The following is a 20,004-nucleotide window of genomic DNA, read 5'->3' as shown; positions in this document are numbered from 1 at the left end:
AAAGGAGACCTCATGACACTTCCAGTTAGAAAATCCCTACATGATGCGGTTTTAAAGGCTTCAAAAGCTGATACTTGGGAACAAGCTACCAAGGAATGGAATGAAGTTTCCTTGATTTTTAACGGTATCGGCCGTAGCAATTGTGTTTGTGGAAATGCCATCAAATACGCTTACGAACTATTTAACGGCGTCACAGGTCAACGCCTCTTTCCTATCGGTAGAGACTGTGTTCGGCATTTTCATCGATTAAGCCTTGACCAGCAACTAGAAGAGGAAGAAAAACTGCTCAGAAAGGTTGAAAATCTGACCAGAAAAGTCCATAAAAAGGAAAAAATCAAGGTCAATAAAAGTGACTTTGACGAGCGTCTTCTCAAATGGCTCTGGGAAAAAGGGGTTTTTAAACCTAATCGTGGTAATCAGTTCACACCTGAAAGAGACTACCAGCTCTTCCTAGAAGTCTTTCAAGGAGGCAGTTGGACCAAGGCAGAACCCAAGAAGAAAGCTCGTATGGAGGAAGTACTTGAAAAATGTATCAAACCCTTTTTACTTGGAAAACCAGATGACCAACTCTATCTTGTCAAGCTAGGTAAGGAGAAAATTGACTACGAACAAGAACTTCGTATCCAGGCAGAGAAAGAGCGCAAGAAGAGGGATAAAATCGCCAAGCAATATGCAGACAATCTGGTTCTAGCTATGGGCCCAGCAGAGCGTGCCTATCAAGATTACTTTGGTTTTACAGAAACCCTGACTCAAGAAGAACGCAAGTGGGAGAAAATACTTTTTGGTAAAAATCGGACAGAACGGGCTATCAAGGCCAAACAATACCAAAAAGAGTTGGAAAAAGACCAACGAATTGCCAGTCAGGATCCAATTGAGAGAAAGCAGAAGCAGACCTGGCTTCTCAATTCCTATTTTCGTGAGCTTCCTGAAGAAAAAGCCCGCTTTGCTCGTCTCTTATTAGAATATCGAAAGAGTGGAGAAGTGCCATTTTCAACCGAATATCTGTCAGATCATCTGCTCGACTTTTTCTATAAAATGAAAGCCTTTGAGTTTGAAATCGCACCAGAACAAGTCCGAGATTTTCTAAAAGAAAGTCTCCAGACAGATCATCTCTCCTCAGCACAAGAAAGCTGGATCGAAGGAATTCTCCTCAACTGCCTCAAACCATTTTTAGAACGATTATTGATATGAGTAACACCTACCGTGGAAATTCCATGGTAGGTTACATTTTATCCAAAAAGAGAAAATAGGAAATGGCAAACCCTGCTCCTTCGTATTTTATATATAAAACAAAGTATGAAAACGTAACGCAATTTTAAGACTTTTTGGTAAATTAAGAGTATAATTAAAGTGTCTTACCTTTTTATAAGATAACAAGCTAATATAATAAATTTTAGCTTGCATATTTTTAAAATTTTATTTCAAGGAGGAATCATGGAAAAGTATTTTGGTGAAAAACAGCAGCGTTTTTCATTTAGAAAATTATCAGTAGGACTTGTATCTGCAACGATTTCAAGTTTATTTTTTATGTCTGTATTAGCTAGTTCATCTGTAGAGGCTCAAGAGACTAAAGGTGTTCACTATAAATATGTGACAGAGTCAGAGCTATCATCAGAAGAAAAGAAGCAGCTTGTCTATGACATTCCGACATACATGGAGAAAGATGATGAGACTTATTATCTTGTTTATAAATTAAATTCCCAAAATCAACTGGGAGACTTACCAAATACTGGAAGTAAGAATGATATGCAAACCCTAGTTGCTGGTGCTAGCTTAGCGGCTCTGGGGATTTTAATTTTTACCGTTTCTAAGAAAAAAGTTAAGAATAAAACAGTATTACATTTAGTATTGGTTGCAGGAATAGGAAATGGTGTCTTAGTTTCAGCTCATGCTTTAGAAAATAATCTCTTGATAGATTACAATACTGACTATGAATTAATCTCAGGAGAAAAACTACCTCTTCCTAAAGATATTTCAGGTTACACATATATTGGATATATCAAAGAGGGAAACATAACTTCTGAGTCTAAAGTAAGCAATCAAGAGAAATCAGTAGCCACTCCTACAAAACAACAAAAGGTAGATTATAATGTTACACCGAATTTTGTCGAGAATCCATCAACAGTACAAGCTATGCAGGAACAAACATCTGTTTCTTCAACTAAGCCGACAGAAGTTCAAGTAGTTGAAAAACCTCTCTCTACAGAATTAACCAATCCAAGAAAAGAAGAGAAACAATCTTCAAATTCTGCCGTTGTAAGCGCAAAAGGCAAACCCGCAGTTCAACCAGAGTTACCAGAGGCAGTCGTAACTGACAAAGGGGAACCGGAAGTCCAACCAGCGTTACCAGAAGCAGTTATAACTCACAAAGGTGAACCTGCAGTCCAACCTGAATCACCCGAAGCCGTTGTAACCGACAAAGGTGAGCCTGAAGTTCAACCTGCGTTACCAGAAGCAGTCGTGACTGATAAGGGTGAGCCTGAGATTCAGCCAGAGTTACCAGAAGCAGTTATAACTCACAAAGGTGAACCTGCAGTCCAACCTGAATCACCCGAAGCCGTTGTAACCGACAAAGGGGAGCCTGAAGTTCAGCCAGCGTTACCAGAAGCTGTTGTAACCGACAAAGGTGAACCTGCAATCCAACCAGAGTTGCCAGAAGCTGTAGTAACCGATAAAGGCGAACCTGAAGGCCAACCTGCATTATCCGAAACAGTTGTAAGCGCCAAAGGTGAACCGGAAGTTCAACCTGAATTTCCAGAAGCTGTTGTAACCGATAAAGGTGAACCAGCAATCCAACCAGAGTTGCCAGAGGCTGTAGTAACTGACAGAGGTGAGCCTGCGATCCAGCCAGAGTTACCAGAAGCAGTTATAACTCACAAAGGTGAACCTGCAGTCCAACCTGAATCACCCGAAGCCGTTGTAACCGACAAAGGGGAGCCTGAAGTTCAACCTGCGTTACCAGAAGCAGTCGTGACTGATAAGGGTGAGCCTGAGATTCAGCCAGAGTTACCAGAAGCAGTTATAACTCACAAAGGGGAACCTGCAGTCCAACCTGAATCACCCGAAGCCGTTGTAACCGACAAAGGGGAGCCTGAAGTTCAGCCAGCGTTACCAGAAGCTGTTGTAACCGACAAAGGCGAACCTGCAGTCCAACCTGAATCACCCGAAGCTGTTGTGACCGATAAAGGGGAACCTGCAATCCAACCTGAATTGCCAGAAGCGGTAGTTAGCGCCAAAGGCGAACCTGAAGTTCATCCAGCGTTACCAGAAGCAGTCGTGACTGATAAGGGTGAGCCTGAACAGGTAGCCCCACTTCCAGAATACACTGGTGATATTGATCAAGTAAAGCCAGATATTCCGACTGAAAAAACGAAAGAGCAGGATCCAGAAAAAACACTCGAATTAAGAAATGTTTCGGATATTGAGTTGTACAGCCAGACGAATGGGACTTATAAACAACATATCTCATTGGATGGAATTCCAAAGAATACAGATAATTACTTTGTCAAGGTAAAATCTTCGGCATTTAAAGATGTCTATCTACCAGTCGCCTCAATAACTGAAGAGGAAAGAAATGGGCAGTCAGTTTATAAAATCACAGCCAAAGCTGAGAAACTCCAGCAAGAGCAGAACAATAAATATGTCGACCATTTCACCTTCTACCTCGATAAGAAGGCTACAGAGGAAAAGACAAACTTTACTTCCTTTAGTAATCTGGTCAAAGCTATAAACCAAAATCTCTCTGGAACCTATCATTTAGCAGCTAGCCTGAATGCTAACGAAGTTGAGCTTAGTCCTGATGATAAATCCTATATCAAGGGAACCTTTACTGGTCAGTTGATTGGAGAAAAAGATGGTAAGAAGTATGCTATTTATAACTTGAAAAAACCTCTGTTTGAAAACTTGAGTGGTGCTACAGTAGAAAAACTGAGTCTAAAAAATGTTACTATTTCAGGGAAAAATGATATTGCTTCACTGGCAAATGAAGCTACAAATGGCACAAAGATTAAACAAGTTCATGTCGATGGTGTTCTGGCTGGAGAACGTGGTATCGGTGGTTTGTTGGCTAAGGCAGACCAATCAAGCATCACAGAGAGTAGTTTCAAGGGAAGAATTATCAATACCTATGAAACAACTGCTGCCTACAATATCGGTGGTCTGGTCGGTCATTTGACAGGAGGCAGAGCTTCACTGACTAAGTCAAAAGCGACAGTAGCCATTTCATCCAACACCAATAGTTCAGATCAGACTGTTGGTGGGCTAGCAGGTCTAGTAGACCAAGATGCGCATATACAGGATAGCTATGCTGAAGGTGATATCAACAATGTCAAGCACTTTGGTAGAGTTGCGGGTGTGGCTGGATATTTGTGGGATCGAAAGACGAATGAGGAACAGCATGCAGGAAGATTGACCAATGTACTAAGTGATGTCAATGTAACCAACGGGAATGCTATTACCGGTTACCACTACAATGGAATGAAGGTGAAGGATACATTCAGCAGCAAGGCGAACAGAGTATACAATGTCACCTTGGTTAGGGATGAAGTCATCAGCAAAGAATCCTTTGAAGAAAGAGGAACAATGCTAGAGGCTTCTGAAGTGACGAATAAAAAAGTAGAAATCAATCCTCTCACTCCTCCAACAGTGGAGCCCCTTTCAACAAGTGGTAGTAAAGAAAGTGATTTTTCTAAGGTGAAGCATTATCAAGCTCAGCGCGCCTTGGCTTATAAAAATATTGAAAAATTGCTACCTTTCTACAACAAGGCAACCATCTTCAAATACGGAAACCTAGTTAACGAGAACAGTCTTTTATATCAAAAAGAACTCTTGTCCGCAGTTATGATGAAGGATGACCAAGTAATCACAGATATTGTTTCTAACAAACAGACTGCAAATAAACTCTTACTTCACTATCAGGACCATTCATCTGAGAAGCTTGATCTCAAGTACCAGACTGATTTTGCCAAGCTAGCAGAATATAGTTTAGGGGATACAGGACTCCTCTACACTCCAAATCAATTCTTGTATGACCAAGACTCTATCATTAAGCAAGTCTTACCTGACTTACAAAAGGTTGACTATAAGTCGGATACTATCAGAAAGACACTCGGAATTTCTCCAGATGTCAAGCAAACTGAGCTCTATCTGGAAGACCAGTTCGCCAAAACAAAACAAGATTTGGCAAACAGTTTGAAAAAACTCTTGTCAGCAGATGCTGGACTTGCTGGTGACAACTCAGTCACCAGAGGCTATCTTGTAGATAAAATCAAGAACAATAAGGAAGCCTTGCTACTCGGTTTAACTTATTTAGAACGTTGGTATAACTTTAGCTATGGTCAGGTGAATGTCAAAGACCTAGTTATGTATCATCCGGACTTCTTTGGTAAAGGAAATACTTCACCACTAGATACTCTGATTGAGTTAGGTAAATCTGGCTTTAACAATCTTCTTGCTAAAAACAATGTTGATACTTATGCTATCAGTCTTGCCAGCCATCATGGAACGACAGATTTGTTTAGCACGCTTGAAACTTACCGCAAAGTCTTTCTACCAAATACAAGCAATAATGACTGGTTTAAATCACAGACCAAGGCTTACATCGTCGAAGAAAAATCTAATATCGAAGAGGTTAAAACAAAGCAAGGACAGGCTGGTACCAAGTATTCTATTGGTGTCTATGACCGTATCACTAGTGCCACATGGAAATACCGCAATATGGTCTTGCCGCTCCTAACCTTGCCGGAGAAATCAGTCTTTGTCATCTCGACCATGTCTAGTCTAGGATTTGGAGCTTATGATCGTTACCGCAATAGTGACTACAAGGCTGGAGAGGAACTCAATAAGTTTGTTGAAGATAATGCGCGTGAAACAGCCAAGCGTCAGCGAGATCACTACGATTATTGGTATCGTATTTTAGATAAAGAAGGACGTGAAAAGCTCTATCGTACGATTCTACTTTATGATGCCTATAAGTTTGGAGATGATAGAACCTCTGGAAAAGCTACAGTTGAGGCTAAGTTTGATAGTACCAATCCGGCGATGAAGAATTTCTTTGGTCCAGTGGGGAATAAAGTAGTTCACAATCATCATGGTGCTTATGCAACTGGAGATGGTGTTTACTATATGTCCTATCGTATGTTAGATAAGGATGGAGCCATTACTTATACTCATGAGATGATACATGATTCAGATCAGGATATTTACCTTGGTGGCTATGGTCGAAGAAGTGGCTTAGGACCGGAGTTCTTCGCAAAAGGCTTATTGCAAGCCCCTGACCAACCAAGTGATGCAACCATTACCATCAACTCTATCTTGAAACATAAAACATCAGATAGTACAGAAGGTCAGCGATTGCAAGTACTTGATCCAACTACAAGATTTAATGACGCAGCAGATCTTCAGAACTACGTCCACAATATGTTTGATGTTGTTTACATGTTGGAATATCTTGAAGGGCAATCTATCGTGAAACAGTTAGATGCTTATCAGAAAATGACAGCCCTGAGAAAAATCGAGAATAAATACGTAAAAGATCCTGCAGATGGAAATGATGTTTACGCTACTAACGTTGTACAAAATCTGACAGAAGAAGATGCCAAAAAATTGACTACCTTTGATAGTTTAATTAAAAATAATATCTTGTCAGCTCGTGAATACAAGCCTGGGGAATATGAAAGAAACGGTTACTATACGATTAAACTCTTTGCCCCAATCTATTCGGCTCTGAGCAGCAAGGGAACTCCGGGTGATTTGATGGGACGTAGGATAGCTTATGAACTTTTGGCTGCCAAAGGCTTTAAGGATGGAATGGTACCATATATCTCAAATCAATATGAAAAAGATGCAAAAGCGGCGGGAAGTAAGATTAATTCTTATGGTAAAGAAGTAGGTTTAGTTACAGATGAACTTGTCCTTCAAAAAGTATTTAACGGTCAATATAAAACTTGGGCAGATTTCAAGACAGCTATGTATCAAGAACGTGTGAAGCAGTTTGGGAACTTGAAGCAGGTTACCTTCAACGATCCAACTAAATCTTGGGCAAGTTTTGCAAGAAAGACGATTCATAGTGTAGAAGAACTGCAGCGATTAATGGACGAAGCTGTCCGTAAGGATGCAGATGAGAATCGTTATTCTTGGGACAATTATAATCCAGAATATGATAGTGCAGTTCATAAGTTAAAGAGAGCAGTGTTTAAGGCCTATCTAAATCAAACTGATGATTTTAGAAGTTCAATTTTTAAGAATAAAAAATAGTGTTTACTATTAGGAAATAAAATTAAAGAAGGTGATTACGATTGTCATTATTTAAAAAAGAACGGTTTTCAATCCGAAAAATCTGTGGTATTGTTGGTTCAGTTTTACTCGGAAGTATCTTGGTTGCACCGTCAATTATTCATGCTTCTACCTATCATTATGTTGAAAAAAGCGCTCTTACAAAGGAAGAACAAAGCAAGATTCAAGCAGGAATTCCTACTGATAATGAGGTAACTTATGCTCTTATTTATCAGCAGGAAGCTCTTCCTGCGACAGGTTCATCGACTTCTGTGCTTACAGCTTTAGGTCTATTAGCTGTTGGTAGTTTCGTTCTTTTGGTTCATAAAAAGAAAAAAGTTAGTAGTTTGTTCTTAGTTACTACTATCGGACTGATTAGTCTTTCTAGTATGCAAGCTCTAGATATAAGCAATCCTTTGAAAGCTCCAAGTAATGAAGGAGTAGTTCAAATTGCTGGATATCGTTATATTGGATACTTACCTCTTGATGATGATGCAATCTCAGAAATGCAACATAAAGCTGAGAAACTTGAGTACACAGCTCCTTTAGGCACAGTACCTGACGAAGCGCCTAAAGCTGAGAAACCAGAATACACTAAACCAGTGAGCACAGTTCCTGACGAAGCGCCTAAAGCAGACAAACCTGAGTACACTGAACCCATAGGCACAGTCCCAGATGAGGCTCCTAAGGCAGACAAACCAGAATACACTAAACCTGTGGGTACAGTGCCTGACGAAGCACCTAAGGCTGAGAAACCTGAGTATACGCAACCAATAGGTACAAACCTTGTAGAACCAGAAGTTCATGAAAAACCAGAATATACTGAACCGATAGGCACAGTGCCTGACGAAGCACCTAAAGCAGACAAACCAGAATATACTAAACCAGTGGGCACTGTTCCTGACGAAGCGCCTAAAGCAGACAAACCAGAGTACACTGAACCCGTAGGCACAGTCCCAGATGAGGCTCCTAAGGCAGAGAAACTAGAATATACAGCACCGGTTGGTGGTAATCTGGTAGAACCTGAGGTTCAACCAGCATTACCCGAAGCCGTTGTGACTGAAAAAGGGGAACCTGAAGTTCAACCAGCCTTACCAGAAGCAGTTGTGACTGATAAAGGGGAACCTGAAGTTCAACCGACATTATCAGAAGCTGTTGTGACTGAAAAAGGAGAACCTGAAGTTCAACCAGCTTTACCCGAAGCTGTTGTAACTGAAAAAGGAGAACCTGAAGTTCAACCAGMKTTACCCGAAGCTGTTGTAACTGAAAAAGGAGAACCTGAAGTTCAACCAGCCTTACCAGAAGCTGTTGTAACTGATAAAGGGGAACCTGAAGTTCAACCGACATTATCAGAAGCTGTTGTGACTGAAAAAGGAGAACCTGAGGTTCAACCAGAGTTACCCGAAGCTGTTGTGACCGACAAAGGTGAGCCTGAAGTGCAAGATGAGTTACCTGAATATACTACAAAAGTTGCACCAACTTTGACTTTGGATAAGGTTACAGAAGATGCGATGGATCGTTCAGCTAAATTGGATTACACTCTTGAAAATACAGGTAATGCTGAAATCAAGAGCATTATAGCTGAGATTAAGGATGGGAATACTGTTGTTAAGCGAGTTGACTTATCTAAAGAAAAATTGACAGATGCTGTTCAAGGTTTGGATTTATTCAAAGATTATAAGATTTCAACAACAATGATTTATAATCGAGGTGAAGGTGATGAAACTTCTAAATTGGACGAAAAACCTTTACGTTTAGAGTTGAAAAAAGTTGAAATTAAAAATATCGCATCTACTAATTTAGTGAAGGTAAATGACGATGGTACTGAAACATCTAGTGATTTTATGACTGAAAAACCATCTGATGAAGATGTTAAAAAAATGTACTTAAAAATCACTAGTCGCGATAATAAGGTAACTCGTTTAGCTGTAGACTCTATTGAAGAAGTGACTGAAGAGGGTAAAAAACTTTATAAAATCACTACTGAAGCGCAAGATTTGATTCAACATACAGACCCAACGAAGGTTCGTAATAAGTATGTGCATTATATTGAAAAACCAGTTCCAAAAATTGATAACGTTTATTATAACTTTAAAGAATTGGTAGATGCTATGAATGCTGATAAAAATGGTACATTTAAAATCGGAGCAGATTTGAATGCCACTGGTGTTCCAACACCTAAGAAATGGTATGTTGACGGTGATTTTAGAGGTACATTGAAGAGTGTAGAGGGAAAACATTATACTATCCACAACACGGAGCGTCCTCTATTCAGGAACATTATCGGTGGTACAGTAACCAAAGTAAATATTGGGAATGTAAATATCAATATGCCTTGGGCAGACCGCATTGCACCGATTGCCGACACTATTAAAGGTGGCGCTAAAATCGAAGATGTCAAAGTGACTGGTAACGTATTAGGCAGAAACTGGGTATCTGGATTTATTGATAAGATTGATAACCAAGGTACACTCAGAAATGTGGCCTTTATCGGTAACGTAACTGCTGTCGGTGATGGTGGACAATACTTGACCGGTATTGTTGGTGAAAACTGGAAAGGGTTAGTAGAAAAAGCATATGTGGATGCTAATCTTGTCGGTGATAAGGCAAAAGCTGCGGGAATTGCTTATAGTTCACAAAACGGTGGGGATAACGGTGCTGTAAGTCGTGATGGTGCGATTAAGAAATCAGTTGCAAAAGGAACCATTAATGTAGCTAAACCAATTGAAAATGGTGGTGTTGTAGGAAGCATGAAGCATCACGGTTCCGTTGAAGATTCAGTTTCCATGATGAAAGTATCTAATGGTGAAATTTTCTATGGTTCTAGTGATATTGATTATGATGATGGCTATTGGACAGGAAATAATGTGAAACGAAATTACGTTGTAGTAGGTGTCAGTGATGGGAATTCTAGCTACCAGCGTTCAAAAGACAAAAATCGTATTAAACCTATTTCTGAAGAAGAGGCAAAATCTAAAATTGAAGCTACAGGCATATCCGCAGATAAATACGAAATCAACGAACCTATCGTCAACCGCTTAAATCGTTTAACAAGAAAAGAAGATGAGTATAAGACAACTCAAGACTACAAAACAGAACGTGATTTAGCTTATCGTAACATTGAAAAGCTTCAACCGTTCTACAACAAAGAGTGGATTGTTAACCAAGGTAATAAACTAACTGAAGGTTCAAACTTGTTGACAAAAGAAGTGTTATCAGTTACAGGAATGAAAGACGGACAATTTGTAACTGATTTATCAGATATTGATAAGATTATGCTTCACTATGCTGATGGTACTAAGGAAGAAATGGATGTTACTAAGAATACTGATTCTAAAGTGAAACAAGTTCGTGAATATACCATCGCTGGACAAAACGTTGTTTATACACCAAATATGGTTGAGAAAGATCGTGTGAAACTGATTGCAGATGTGAAGGAGAAGTTGACTTCAGTCACATACGATTCACAAGATGTTCGTAAAATTATTGGAAATCCAGCTGATTTGTACCTAGAAGAAAGCTTTAATGATGTCAAAGACAATCTTGATAAATTTGTGAAAGCTTTAGTCGAAAATGAAGATCATCAATTGAATAGTGACGAAGCTGCGATGAAAGCACTTGTGAAGAAAATTGACGATAATAAAGCAAAAATCATGATGGCTCTGACTTATCTCAATCGTTACTATGATATCAAATACGGTGACATGAGTATAAAAAACATCATGATGTTCAAACCTGATTTTTATGGTAAGACACCAAGTGTTATTGACAGACTCATCAACATCGGTTCAAGTGAAAAGAACTTGAAAGGGGATCGAACTCAGGACGCTTATCGTGAAATCATTGCAGGTAATACTGGTAAAGGTAGTCTTCGTAACTTCCTAGAATACAACATGCGTTTGTTCACTGAGGATAAAGACATTAACGATTGGTTTATCCATTCTGCTAAAAATGTTTATGTTTCAGAACCTAAGACAACAAATACAGAGTTAAAAGATAAACGTCATCGTGTGTTCGATGGTTTAGATAACGGTGTTCATGGACGTATGATTTTGCCTTTATTAACGCTTAAGAATGCTCATATGTTCTTAATTTCAACATACAATACGATGGCTTATAGTTCATTTGAGAAATATGGTAAACATACAGAAGAAGCTAGAAATGAATTCAAAAAAGAAATTGATAAGGTTGCACATGCACAACAAACATACTTAGACTTCTGGTCACGTTTAGCATTACCTAATGTAAGGGATAGATTACTTAAGAGTGAGAAAATGGTACCAACACCTGTTTGGGACAATCAGACCTATAATGGTTCTCCTGTAGGTCGTCGAGGATTTGACGGTAAAGGTAACCCTGTAGCTCCAATTCGTGAATTATATGGTCCAACATGGCGACATCATGATAGAGATTGGCGTATGGGCGCTATGGCATCAATTTTTGATGACCCGAATAATGATGACAAGGTCTTGTTTATGGTGACGGATATGATTAGTCCGTTTGGTATTTCAGCCTTCACTCACGAAACAACACACGTGAACGATAGAATGCTTTACTTCGGTGGTCATAGACATCGTCAGGGTACAGACGTTGAAGCTTATGCTCAAGGTATGTTACAAACACCTGATAAATCGACAACCAATGGTGAATATGGCGCTTTGGGTCTTAACATGGCTTATCATCGTGAAAATGATGGTGATCAGTGGTATAATAATGATCCAGATAAATTGAAAACTCGTGAAGATATCGACCGTTATATGAGAAATTATAATGATGCTCTTATGATGTTAGACCATCTTGAGGCTGATGCTGTATTACCACGATTAAAAGGTGACAATAGCAAGTGGTTCAAGAAAATTGACAGAGTCGATAGACATGTTGATGGTTTAAATAAATTAACCGCTCCACACCAATGGGATAAAGTTCGTGACCTAAATGATGGAGAGAAAACTAAATCATTAGCAAGTATCGATGATTTGGTTGATAATAACTTTATGACCAAACATAATAATCCAGGTAATGGTATATTCCGACCAGAGGACTTTACACCTAATTCGGCATATGTTAATGTTCAAATGATGGCTGGTATTTATGGTGGTAATACAAGTAAAGGTGCCCCAGGTTCATTATCATTCAAGCATAATGCCTTCCGTATGTGGGGTTACTTTGGCTATGAAAATGGATTCATTAGTTATGCATCTAGCAAATATCAAGGCGAAGCTGACAAAACCAATAAAAAATTATTGGGTGATGATTTCATTATCAAGAAAGTGTCTAAGGATAAATTCAATAATCTTGAAGAGTGGAAAAAAGAATGGTTCAAAGAGGTTAAATCAAAGGCAGAAAAAGGATTTACTGCTATTGAAATTGATGGTCGTCGAATTACTAATTATGATGAGCTAAAATCCCTGTTTGATAAAGCAGTTGAAGAAGATCTTAAAATAGGTGGAACAGATAAAACTGTTACTCTTAAATCCAAGGTATTCAAAGCTCTTCTTAAGAACACAGACGGTTTCTTTAATCCGTTATTTAAATAATATAAAAGCTGAGTAAGTGAAATAATATAGAGTTCAGAATCAGTCTGGCTCTATATTTTTATTTTTAAGAAGATGATTCGTCATCTTCTTTTTTTGATATTGAGTGCGGTGAAAATCCTCTTTGTTGAAGGCTTACAGTTTTTGAAATCTAATATCCTTTATAAAAGTTTACTGTTTTTTAAAATACATAAATAAAATTATGTCTAATAGATTTCTCATAACCAAAAGAGCATGCAAAAAAGGTTAATTTATGATAGAATAGAGGATAAGAAAGAAAACGTTTTTAAAATTTGTCAATCCGAAGGAGATATATTATGGCAACTATTCAATGGTTTCCTGGTCACATGTCTAAAGCGCGTCGACAGGTGCAGGAAAATTTAAAATTTGTTGATTTTGTGACGATTTTGGTTGATGCACGCTTACCTCTATCTAGTCAAAATCCTATGTTGACTAAAATTGTTGGTGACAAACCAAAACTCTTGATTTTAAACAAGGCGGACTTAGCCGACCCAGCAATGACCAAGGAATGGCGTCAATATTTTGAATCACAAGGAATCCAGACGCTAGCTATCAACTCCAAAGAGCAAGTAACTGTAAAAATTGTAACCGATGCTGCTAAGAAACTTATGGCTGATAAGATTGCTCGTCAAAAAGAACGTGGTATCAAGATTGAAACCTTGCGTACCATGATTATCGGGATTCCCAATGCTGGTAAATCAACTCTCATGAACCGTTTGGCTGGCAAGAAAATTGCTGTTGTCGGAAACAAACCAGGAGTTACAAAGGGACAACAGTGGCTCAAAACTAATAAGGACCTTGAAATCCTAGACACACCGGGGATTCTTTGGCCTAAGTTTGAAGATGAAACTGTTGCGCTTAAGTTGGCCTTGACAGGAGCTATTAAAGACCAGTTGCTCCCTATGGACGAAGTGACCATTTTTGGTCTCAATTATTTCAAAGAACATTATCCAGAAAAGCTGGCTGAGCGCTTCAAACAAATGAAAATTGAAGAAGAAGCGCCTGTGATTATTATGAACATGACCCGTGCCCTCGGTTTCCGTGATGACTATGACCGCTTTTACAGTCTCTTCGTGAAGGAAGTCCGTGATGGCAAACTCGGTAACTATACCTTAGATACATTGGAAGACCTAGATGGCGACGATTAAAGAAATCAAAGAACTCCTTGCTACAGTCAAGGACCTTGATAACCCTATTTTTTTAGATCTTGAAAAGGACAATCGCTCTGGAGTTCAAAAGGAAATCAGCAAGCGTAAAAAAGCCATTCAAGCTGAATTGGATGAGGATCTTCGTTTGGAATCCATGCTTTCCTATGAAAAAGAACTTTACAAGCAAGGATTAACCTTGATAGCAGGTGTTGACGAGGTTGGTCGTGGTCCTCTGGCTGGGCCTGTGGTTGCTGCAGCCGTTATTTTACCTAAAAATTGTAAGATTAAAGGTCTCAACGACAGCAAGAAAATTCCTAAAAAGAAACATCTGGAGATTTTCCAAGCAGTTCAAGACCAAGCCTTGTCAATCGGCATTGGTATCATGGATAATCAGGTCATCGACCAAGTCAATATCTATGAAGCAACCAAACTAGCCATGCAAGAAGCAATCTCCCAGCTCAGTCCTCAACCAGAGCACCTTTTGATCGATGCTATGAAACTGGAATTACCAATTTCAAAAACCTCCATCATCAAAGGTGATGCTAATTCCCTTTCAATTGCAGCAGCTTCCATAGTAGCCAAGGTGACACGTGATGAATTGATGAGGGAATACGATCAGCAGTTCCCTGGCTATGATTTTGCTTCTAATGCAGGATATGGAACAGCTAAACACCTGGAAGGACTGGAAAAACTAGGAGTTACCCCAATTCACCGAACCAGTTTTGAACCCGTTAAATCGCTGGTTTCAGGAGAAAAAGAAAGTTAAGTTAGAAGGAATGATTATGGAGGAACAGTCAGAAACACTCAGTTCCAAGAAAGAATTTGCCTTTGCCTCGAGCACCATATTATCCCAAGTTGGACGAGGAATCATTGTCGGTCTTGTCGTTGGGATAATCGTCGGATCCTTTCGTTTCTTAATTGAAAAAGGCTTCCACCTGATACAAGGACTTTATCAAGAACAAGCGCACCTAGTTCGCAATCTTTTTCTACTAGTTTTGTTTTATGTACTCATCTGTTGGCTCAGTGCTAAACTAACACGGTCAGAAAAAGATATCAAAGGCTCAGGAATTCCTCAAGTCGAAGCCGAATTAAAGGGATTAATGAGTCTCAACTGGTGGAGTGTTCTCTGGAAAAAATATGTGCTAGGTATTCTTGCTATTGCCAGCGGTCTTATGCTAGGGCGTGAAGGGCCAAGTATTCAACTTGGAGCAGCTGGTGGTAAAGGTATTGCCAAGTGGCTCAAATCTAGTCCAGTAGAGGAACGTTCCTTGATTGCTAGTGGAGCTGCAGCAGGATTAGCCGCAGCCTTTAATGCTCCGATTGCAGGTCTTCTCTTTGTAGTAGAAGAAGTCTATCATCACTTTTCTCGATTTTTCTGGGTATCTACTCTCGCAGCTAGTCTCGTAGCAAACTTTGTCTCACTACTCATATTTGGTCTAACGCCAGTGCTGGATATGCCAGATAACATCCCTCTCATGACACTGGATCAGTATTGGATTTACCTCCTTATGGGAATTTTTCTTGGACTTTCCGGTTTTCTCTATGAGAAGGCTGTATTAAACGTCGGCAGAGTTTATGATTGGATTGGTCAAAAAATCCGTTTGGATAAAGATTATTATCCAATTCTGACCTTCATTCTCATCATACCAGTGGGAATTTTCTTACCTCAAATACTTGGTGGTGGAAATCAGTTAGTTCTTTCCCTAACTGAGCAAGACTTTAGTTTCCAAGTTCTGTTAGCTTACTTTTTGATTCGATTTGTTTGGAGTATGATTAGTTATGGAAGTGGCCTTCCAGGTGGAATTTTCCTACCAATTTTGGCACTTGGTTCCTTACTCGGTGCGCTAGTTGGAGTTATTTGTGTCAATCTTGGGCTTGTCAGTCAAGAGCAATTCCCTATATTTGTCATTCTAGGAATGAGTGGCTATTTTGGAGCAATATCCAAGGCTCCCTTAACTGCTATGATACTCGTTACTGAGATGGTAGGAGATATTCGCAACCTCATGCCACTGGGATTAGTGACCTTGGTTGCCTACATCATCATGGATCTACTCAAAGGTGCTCCAGTCTATGAAGCAATGTTGGAAAAAATGCTGCCAGAAGAAGCTTCCGATGAAGGAGAAGTTACTCTCATTGAAATCCCAGTCTCAGATAAAATAGCAGGGAAACAAGTTCATGAGCTCAATTTACCACACAACGTCCTAATCACAACCCAAGTTCATAATGGTAAGAGCCAAACCGTCAACGGTTCAACCAGAATGTATCTCGGCGATATGATTCACCTGGTTATTCCAAAAAGTGAAATTGGAAAAGTGAAAGATTTGTTGTTGTAGAATTAGTTGTTTACATAATTTATGTTATGTCTTGTATAATGTTGATCTAAAAATAGTAATTAAAATGATAGACCGAGTCATATGAATCAAAACTCGATACATAAATAATGGTATCGAGTTTTGATATTTTTTTCTAATAGACTGTAGAAGCTTTAGAATTTTTTAAGTCAATAAATTAATGATCAATAATTCACTTAGCGAATCTAGACGTTTTTTAGAATTGTATAGAAAACTAAAAGTTTATGTACAATTGACTTAACTTGAGCTAAACTATTGATATAATTGAATTAGAAGCATAAAGTACATTCTTTAAAAGTAGAAGATGATGATGTTATCATGAATGAATTTAATGTCTTTATCCCAAATGCTCAAAATGGTTTAGACATCAATTATAAAACAGGTTCAATAAAAGCCACTTCATCTTTAACTGAAATAAATGCAAGCCATGCAGACCTCATTAAAAATTACCTGAACATATTATAAAGGACGCATTATCAACTATTGCAACATATCCTAAAGTAGAAGAACAAGCTAATCTATCAAAAATAGCAGCTGCTACAAGCCTGTTGAAAAATAAAGAAATTGCACAACTTCCAAAGAAAATAGATAGTATGATAGAACAATCGGGTTTGAAGAGGGTTTTAGAACAGAATAAGGAACTATTCAAGAGTCTAAATAAAACGTCACAAATCATTAGCACGTTAACCCAAAGTATTGCCACAGACTCCCTCGTAGAATTAAGAAGACAGCTTTCAAATTTATCTGAGGTAGTAAAAAATGCTCTTACTCCATACACAGAAGAAGAGAGAAATATGAAAATTATTATAGGATAGAAGTGGAGAGATAAAAAGCTATAAGCGTTGCTTACATTTATTAAAAAGACTTGACATAATTCGTTTACAATGGTAAACTTATTTCGAACATATTTGTTCACATCTGTAGACAACTAGGGAGAAAGGAAAATGAGCACAATAGAATTTAATACTTATATCACATATGCAGAATGGGAAGTCATGCGTGTAGTTTGGGCAAATGATCGAGTAACTAGTAAAAAAGTCATTTCCGTATTGCAAGAAAAAATGGACTGGACACAATCCACTATCAAAACGATCTTAGGTCGATTAGTTAAAAAAGGCGTTCTAAATACAGAGCATGAAGGTAGAAAGTTTATTTACACTGCCAATATTGAAGAGACAGAAGCCGTAAGGGATTATGCAGAAGATATTTTTAACCGTATTTGCAATAAGAAAGTCGGAAATGTAATAGGAAGCATCATTAAAGAACATGTTTTGAGCTTCGATGATATAGATCGACTAGAAAAAATATTAGAGATGAAAAAATCTTTTGCAGTAGAAAAAGTAGATTGCAATTGTCCAGAAGGACAATGCAAATGTCATTTACATCATCATTAAGCATAAGGAGGAATTTAAAATGAATAATGACAACAAATATTCGTCCCATAATCACTGCGGGCACWGTGRGCATRATCACAGCGGGCACAGTGAGCATAATCACAGCGGGCACAGTGGACATGATCACAGCGGGCACAGTGAGCATAATCACAGCGGGCATAGTGGACATAATGGGCATGATCATACGGGCACAGTGGACATAATCACAGCGGACATAGTGGACATGATCACAGCGGACATAATGGGCATGATCATAGCGGGCACAGTGGGCATGCCCACCATCATCACGGAAGCTTTAAGGAACTTTTCTTAAAGTCATTGCCACTAGGAATCATTATTATGTTCTTTTCCCCTTTGCATGGATTTAAACTACCATTCCAGTTTACTTTTCCATATTCTGATATTGTAGTAGCTATTTTATCTACTATATTAATTATTTATGGTGGACGTCCATTCTATCAAGGTGCAGTTGACGAATTTAAACAAAAAAAACCTGGAATGATGGCACTCGTTTCTTTAGGTATAAGTGTTTCATATTTATATAGTATTTATGCTGTGATCATTACCTACGTAACGGGTGAACACGTGATGGACTTTTTCTTTGAATTTGCTTCATTACTATTAATCATGCTATTAGGTCACTGGATTGAGATGAAAGCTATTGGAGAAGCAGGAGACGCACAAGCAGAATTGGCTAAATTAGTGCCGAAAGATGCTCACGTTGTATTAGAAGACGATTCAATTGAAACACGACCAGTTGCTGACTTAAAGGTAGGTGATTTAATTCGTGTTCAAGCCGGAGAAAATGTGCCAGCAGACGGGATTATCGAGCGTGGCGAATCACGTTTAAATGAAGCTCTTCTAACTGGGGAGTCAAAAGCAGTAAAAAAAGGCCCTGGCGATGAAGTAATCGGGGGCTCAACAAATGGAGAAGGGGTTCTTTATATTAAAGTGAATGAGACAGGTGATCAATCCTTCATCTCTCAAGTTCAGAATTTAATCAGCCAAGCTCAAAGTCAGCCTTCCAGAGCAGAAAATATTGCGCAAAAGGTTGCAGGGTGGCTCTTCTATATTGCTGTTATTGTCGCGCTAATTGCTTTTGTAGTGTGGATGGCTATAGAAGATGTACCAACGGCAGTTATATTTACTATTACTACATTAGTTATTGCTTGTCCGCACGCATTGGGTCTGGCTATTCCATTGGTAACCGCCCGTAGCACAAGCTTAGGAGCTAGCCGTGGCTTACTAGTAAAAGACCGCCAAGCCTTAGAAATAGCTCAAGATGCAGATGTGATGATTTTAGATAAAACGGGTACTTTAACAACTGGTGAATTTAAAGTATTAGATGTAAAACTTCTTAATGACAAATATACAAAAGAGGAAATCATTGCCTTATTGGCAGGTATTGAAGGAGGATCTAGCCACCCAATTGCTCAATCAATTATAAGTTTCGCCGAGCAGCAAAATATACGTCCAGCATCTTTTGATTCGATTGATGTGATTTCCGGTTCTGGAGTAGAGGGTAAAGCAGGTGGGCACCGTTACCAATTAATCAGTCAAAAAGCCTATGGACGTAATCTTGATATGGATACTCCAAAAGGAGCAACTCTTAGTGTCTTAGTAGAAAACGATGATGCCATTGGTGCTGTAGCTTTAGGGGACGAATTAAAACCAACAAGTAAAGAGTTAATTAAAGCTCTTAAAAAGAACAATATTCGACCAATTATGGCAACAGGTGATAATGAAAAAGCGGCTCAAGGCGTGGCAGCAGATTTAGGGATTGAATATAGATCAAATCAATCTCCACAAGACAAATATGAGTTAGTTAAAACACTTAAAGATGAAGGAAAGAAAGTTATCATGGTAGGTGATGGTGTAAATGATGCTCCTTCTCTTGCCTTAGCAGATGTTGGTATAGCTATAGGTGCTGGAACTCAAGTTGCATTGGATTCAGCTGATGTCATATTGACTCAATCCGATCCAGGAGATATTGGATCATTCATTGATTTAGCACACAAAACAACTCGTAAAATGAAACAAAACCTATTTTGGGGAGCTGGTTATAACTTTATAGCTATCCCTCTAGCTGCAGGAATTTTGGCTCCTATTGGTATCACATTAAGCCCTGCATTAGGAGCAATCCTAATGTCCGTGTCAACAGTCATCGTCGCCATTAATGCTATGTTATTACGTTTAGATCCAAAAAAATAACGGTTAACAGATTAGGAGTAACATCGCTACAATTTGTAAAGATTCTGATTTTCATAAAGCTGATTTAAACGCT

Annotated in this window: 9 protein-coding genes and 1 pseudogene; all 10 read left to right on the top strand. The window is 38.8% G+C overall.

All coding sequences use genetic code 11. The features are described 5' to 3' along the window. Positions 1-12: 12 nt before the first annotated feature. The 10 genes and pseudogenes from D2908_RS00965 to D2908_RS00925 all read left to right on the top strand — a co-directional run bounded on the left by D2908_RS00965 (position 13) and on the right by D2908_RS00925 (position 19,931). Entirely contained in the window at positions 13-1,191 is a 1,179-nt protein-coding gene (locus tag D2908_RS00965) for a hypothetical protein (RefSeq protein ID WP_117304220.1), read from the top strand. A 243-nt stretch (positions 1,192-1,434) separates the two neighbouring features. Beyond that, positions 1,435-7,254: a ZmpA/ZmpB/ZmpC family metallo-endopeptidase gene (locus tag D2908_RS00960; RefSeq protein ID WP_117304218.1), complete on the top strand. Its 5,820-nt coding sequence runs from the start codon at positions 1,435-1,437 to the stop codon at positions 7,252-7,254. A gap of 41 nt (positions 7,255-7,295) precedes the next feature. Then, positions 7,296-12,809: an SIALI-17 repeat-containing surface protein gene (locus D2908_RS00955; RefSeq protein WP_117304216.1), complete on the top strand. Its 5,514-nt coding sequence runs from the start codon at positions 7,296-7,298 to the stop codon at positions 12,807-12,809. 314 nt (positions 12,810-13,123) lie between these two features. Next, positions 13,124-13,975 (top strand): ribosome biogenesis GTPase YlqF, encoded by an 852-nt coding sequence (gene ylqF / locus D2908_RS00950; protein ID WP_117304215.1) that lies wholly within the window; start codon positions 13,124-13,126, stop codon positions 13,973-13,975. Further along, the gene (locus tag D2908_RS00945) at positions 13,962-14,741 is read left to right on the top strand and encodes a ribonuclease HII (protein ID WP_117304213.1); all 780 of its coding nucleotides are present in this window, start codon (positions 13,962-13,964) and stop codon (positions 14,739-14,741) included. The genes ylqF and D2908_RS00945 overlap by 14 nt, the downstream gene beginning before the upstream one ends. A gap of 16 nt (positions 14,742-14,757) precedes the next feature. Further along, complete coding sequence (locus D2908_RS00940) at positions 14,758-16,308, top strand: ClC family H(+)/Cl(-) exchange transporter (protein WP_117304349.1); 1,551 nt, start codon at positions 14,758-14,760, stop codon at positions 16,306-16,308. 336 nt (positions 16,309-16,644) lie between these two features. Continuing rightward, a complete protein-coding gene (locus tag D2908_RS09990; RefSeq protein WP_206269732.1) occupies positions 16,645-16,791 on the top strand; it encodes a hypothetical protein in 147 nt (48 codons plus the stop codon). Between the two features lie 83 nt (positions 16,792-16,874). Continuing rightward, the gene (locus D2908_RS00935; protein WP_133297847.1) at positions 16,875-17,141 is read left to right on the top strand and encodes a hypothetical protein; all 267 of its coding nucleotides are present in this window, start codon (positions 16,875-16,877) and stop codon (positions 17,139-17,141) included. A gap of 129 nt (positions 17,142-17,270) precedes the next feature. Then, positions 17,271-17,720, top strand: a complete 450-nt coding sequence (locus D2908_RS00930) for a CopY/TcrY family copper transport repressor (protein ID WP_117304209.1) — start codon at positions 17,271-17,273, stop codon at positions 17,718-17,720. Between the two features lie 19 nt (positions 17,721-17,739). Further along, positions 17,740-19,931 (top strand): annotated as a pseudogene (locus D2908_RS00925) (heavy metal translocating P-type ATPase). Positions 19,932-20,004 lie beyond the last annotated feature (73 nt).

The organism is Streptococcus sp. LQJ-218, assembly GCF_003428885.1.
GTDB lineage: Bacteria > Bacillota > Bacilli > Lactobacillales > Streptococcaceae > Streptococcus.
Note: the sequence above shows the minus strand (reverse complement) of the source record. Positions and strands in the feature narration are given on the sequence as shown.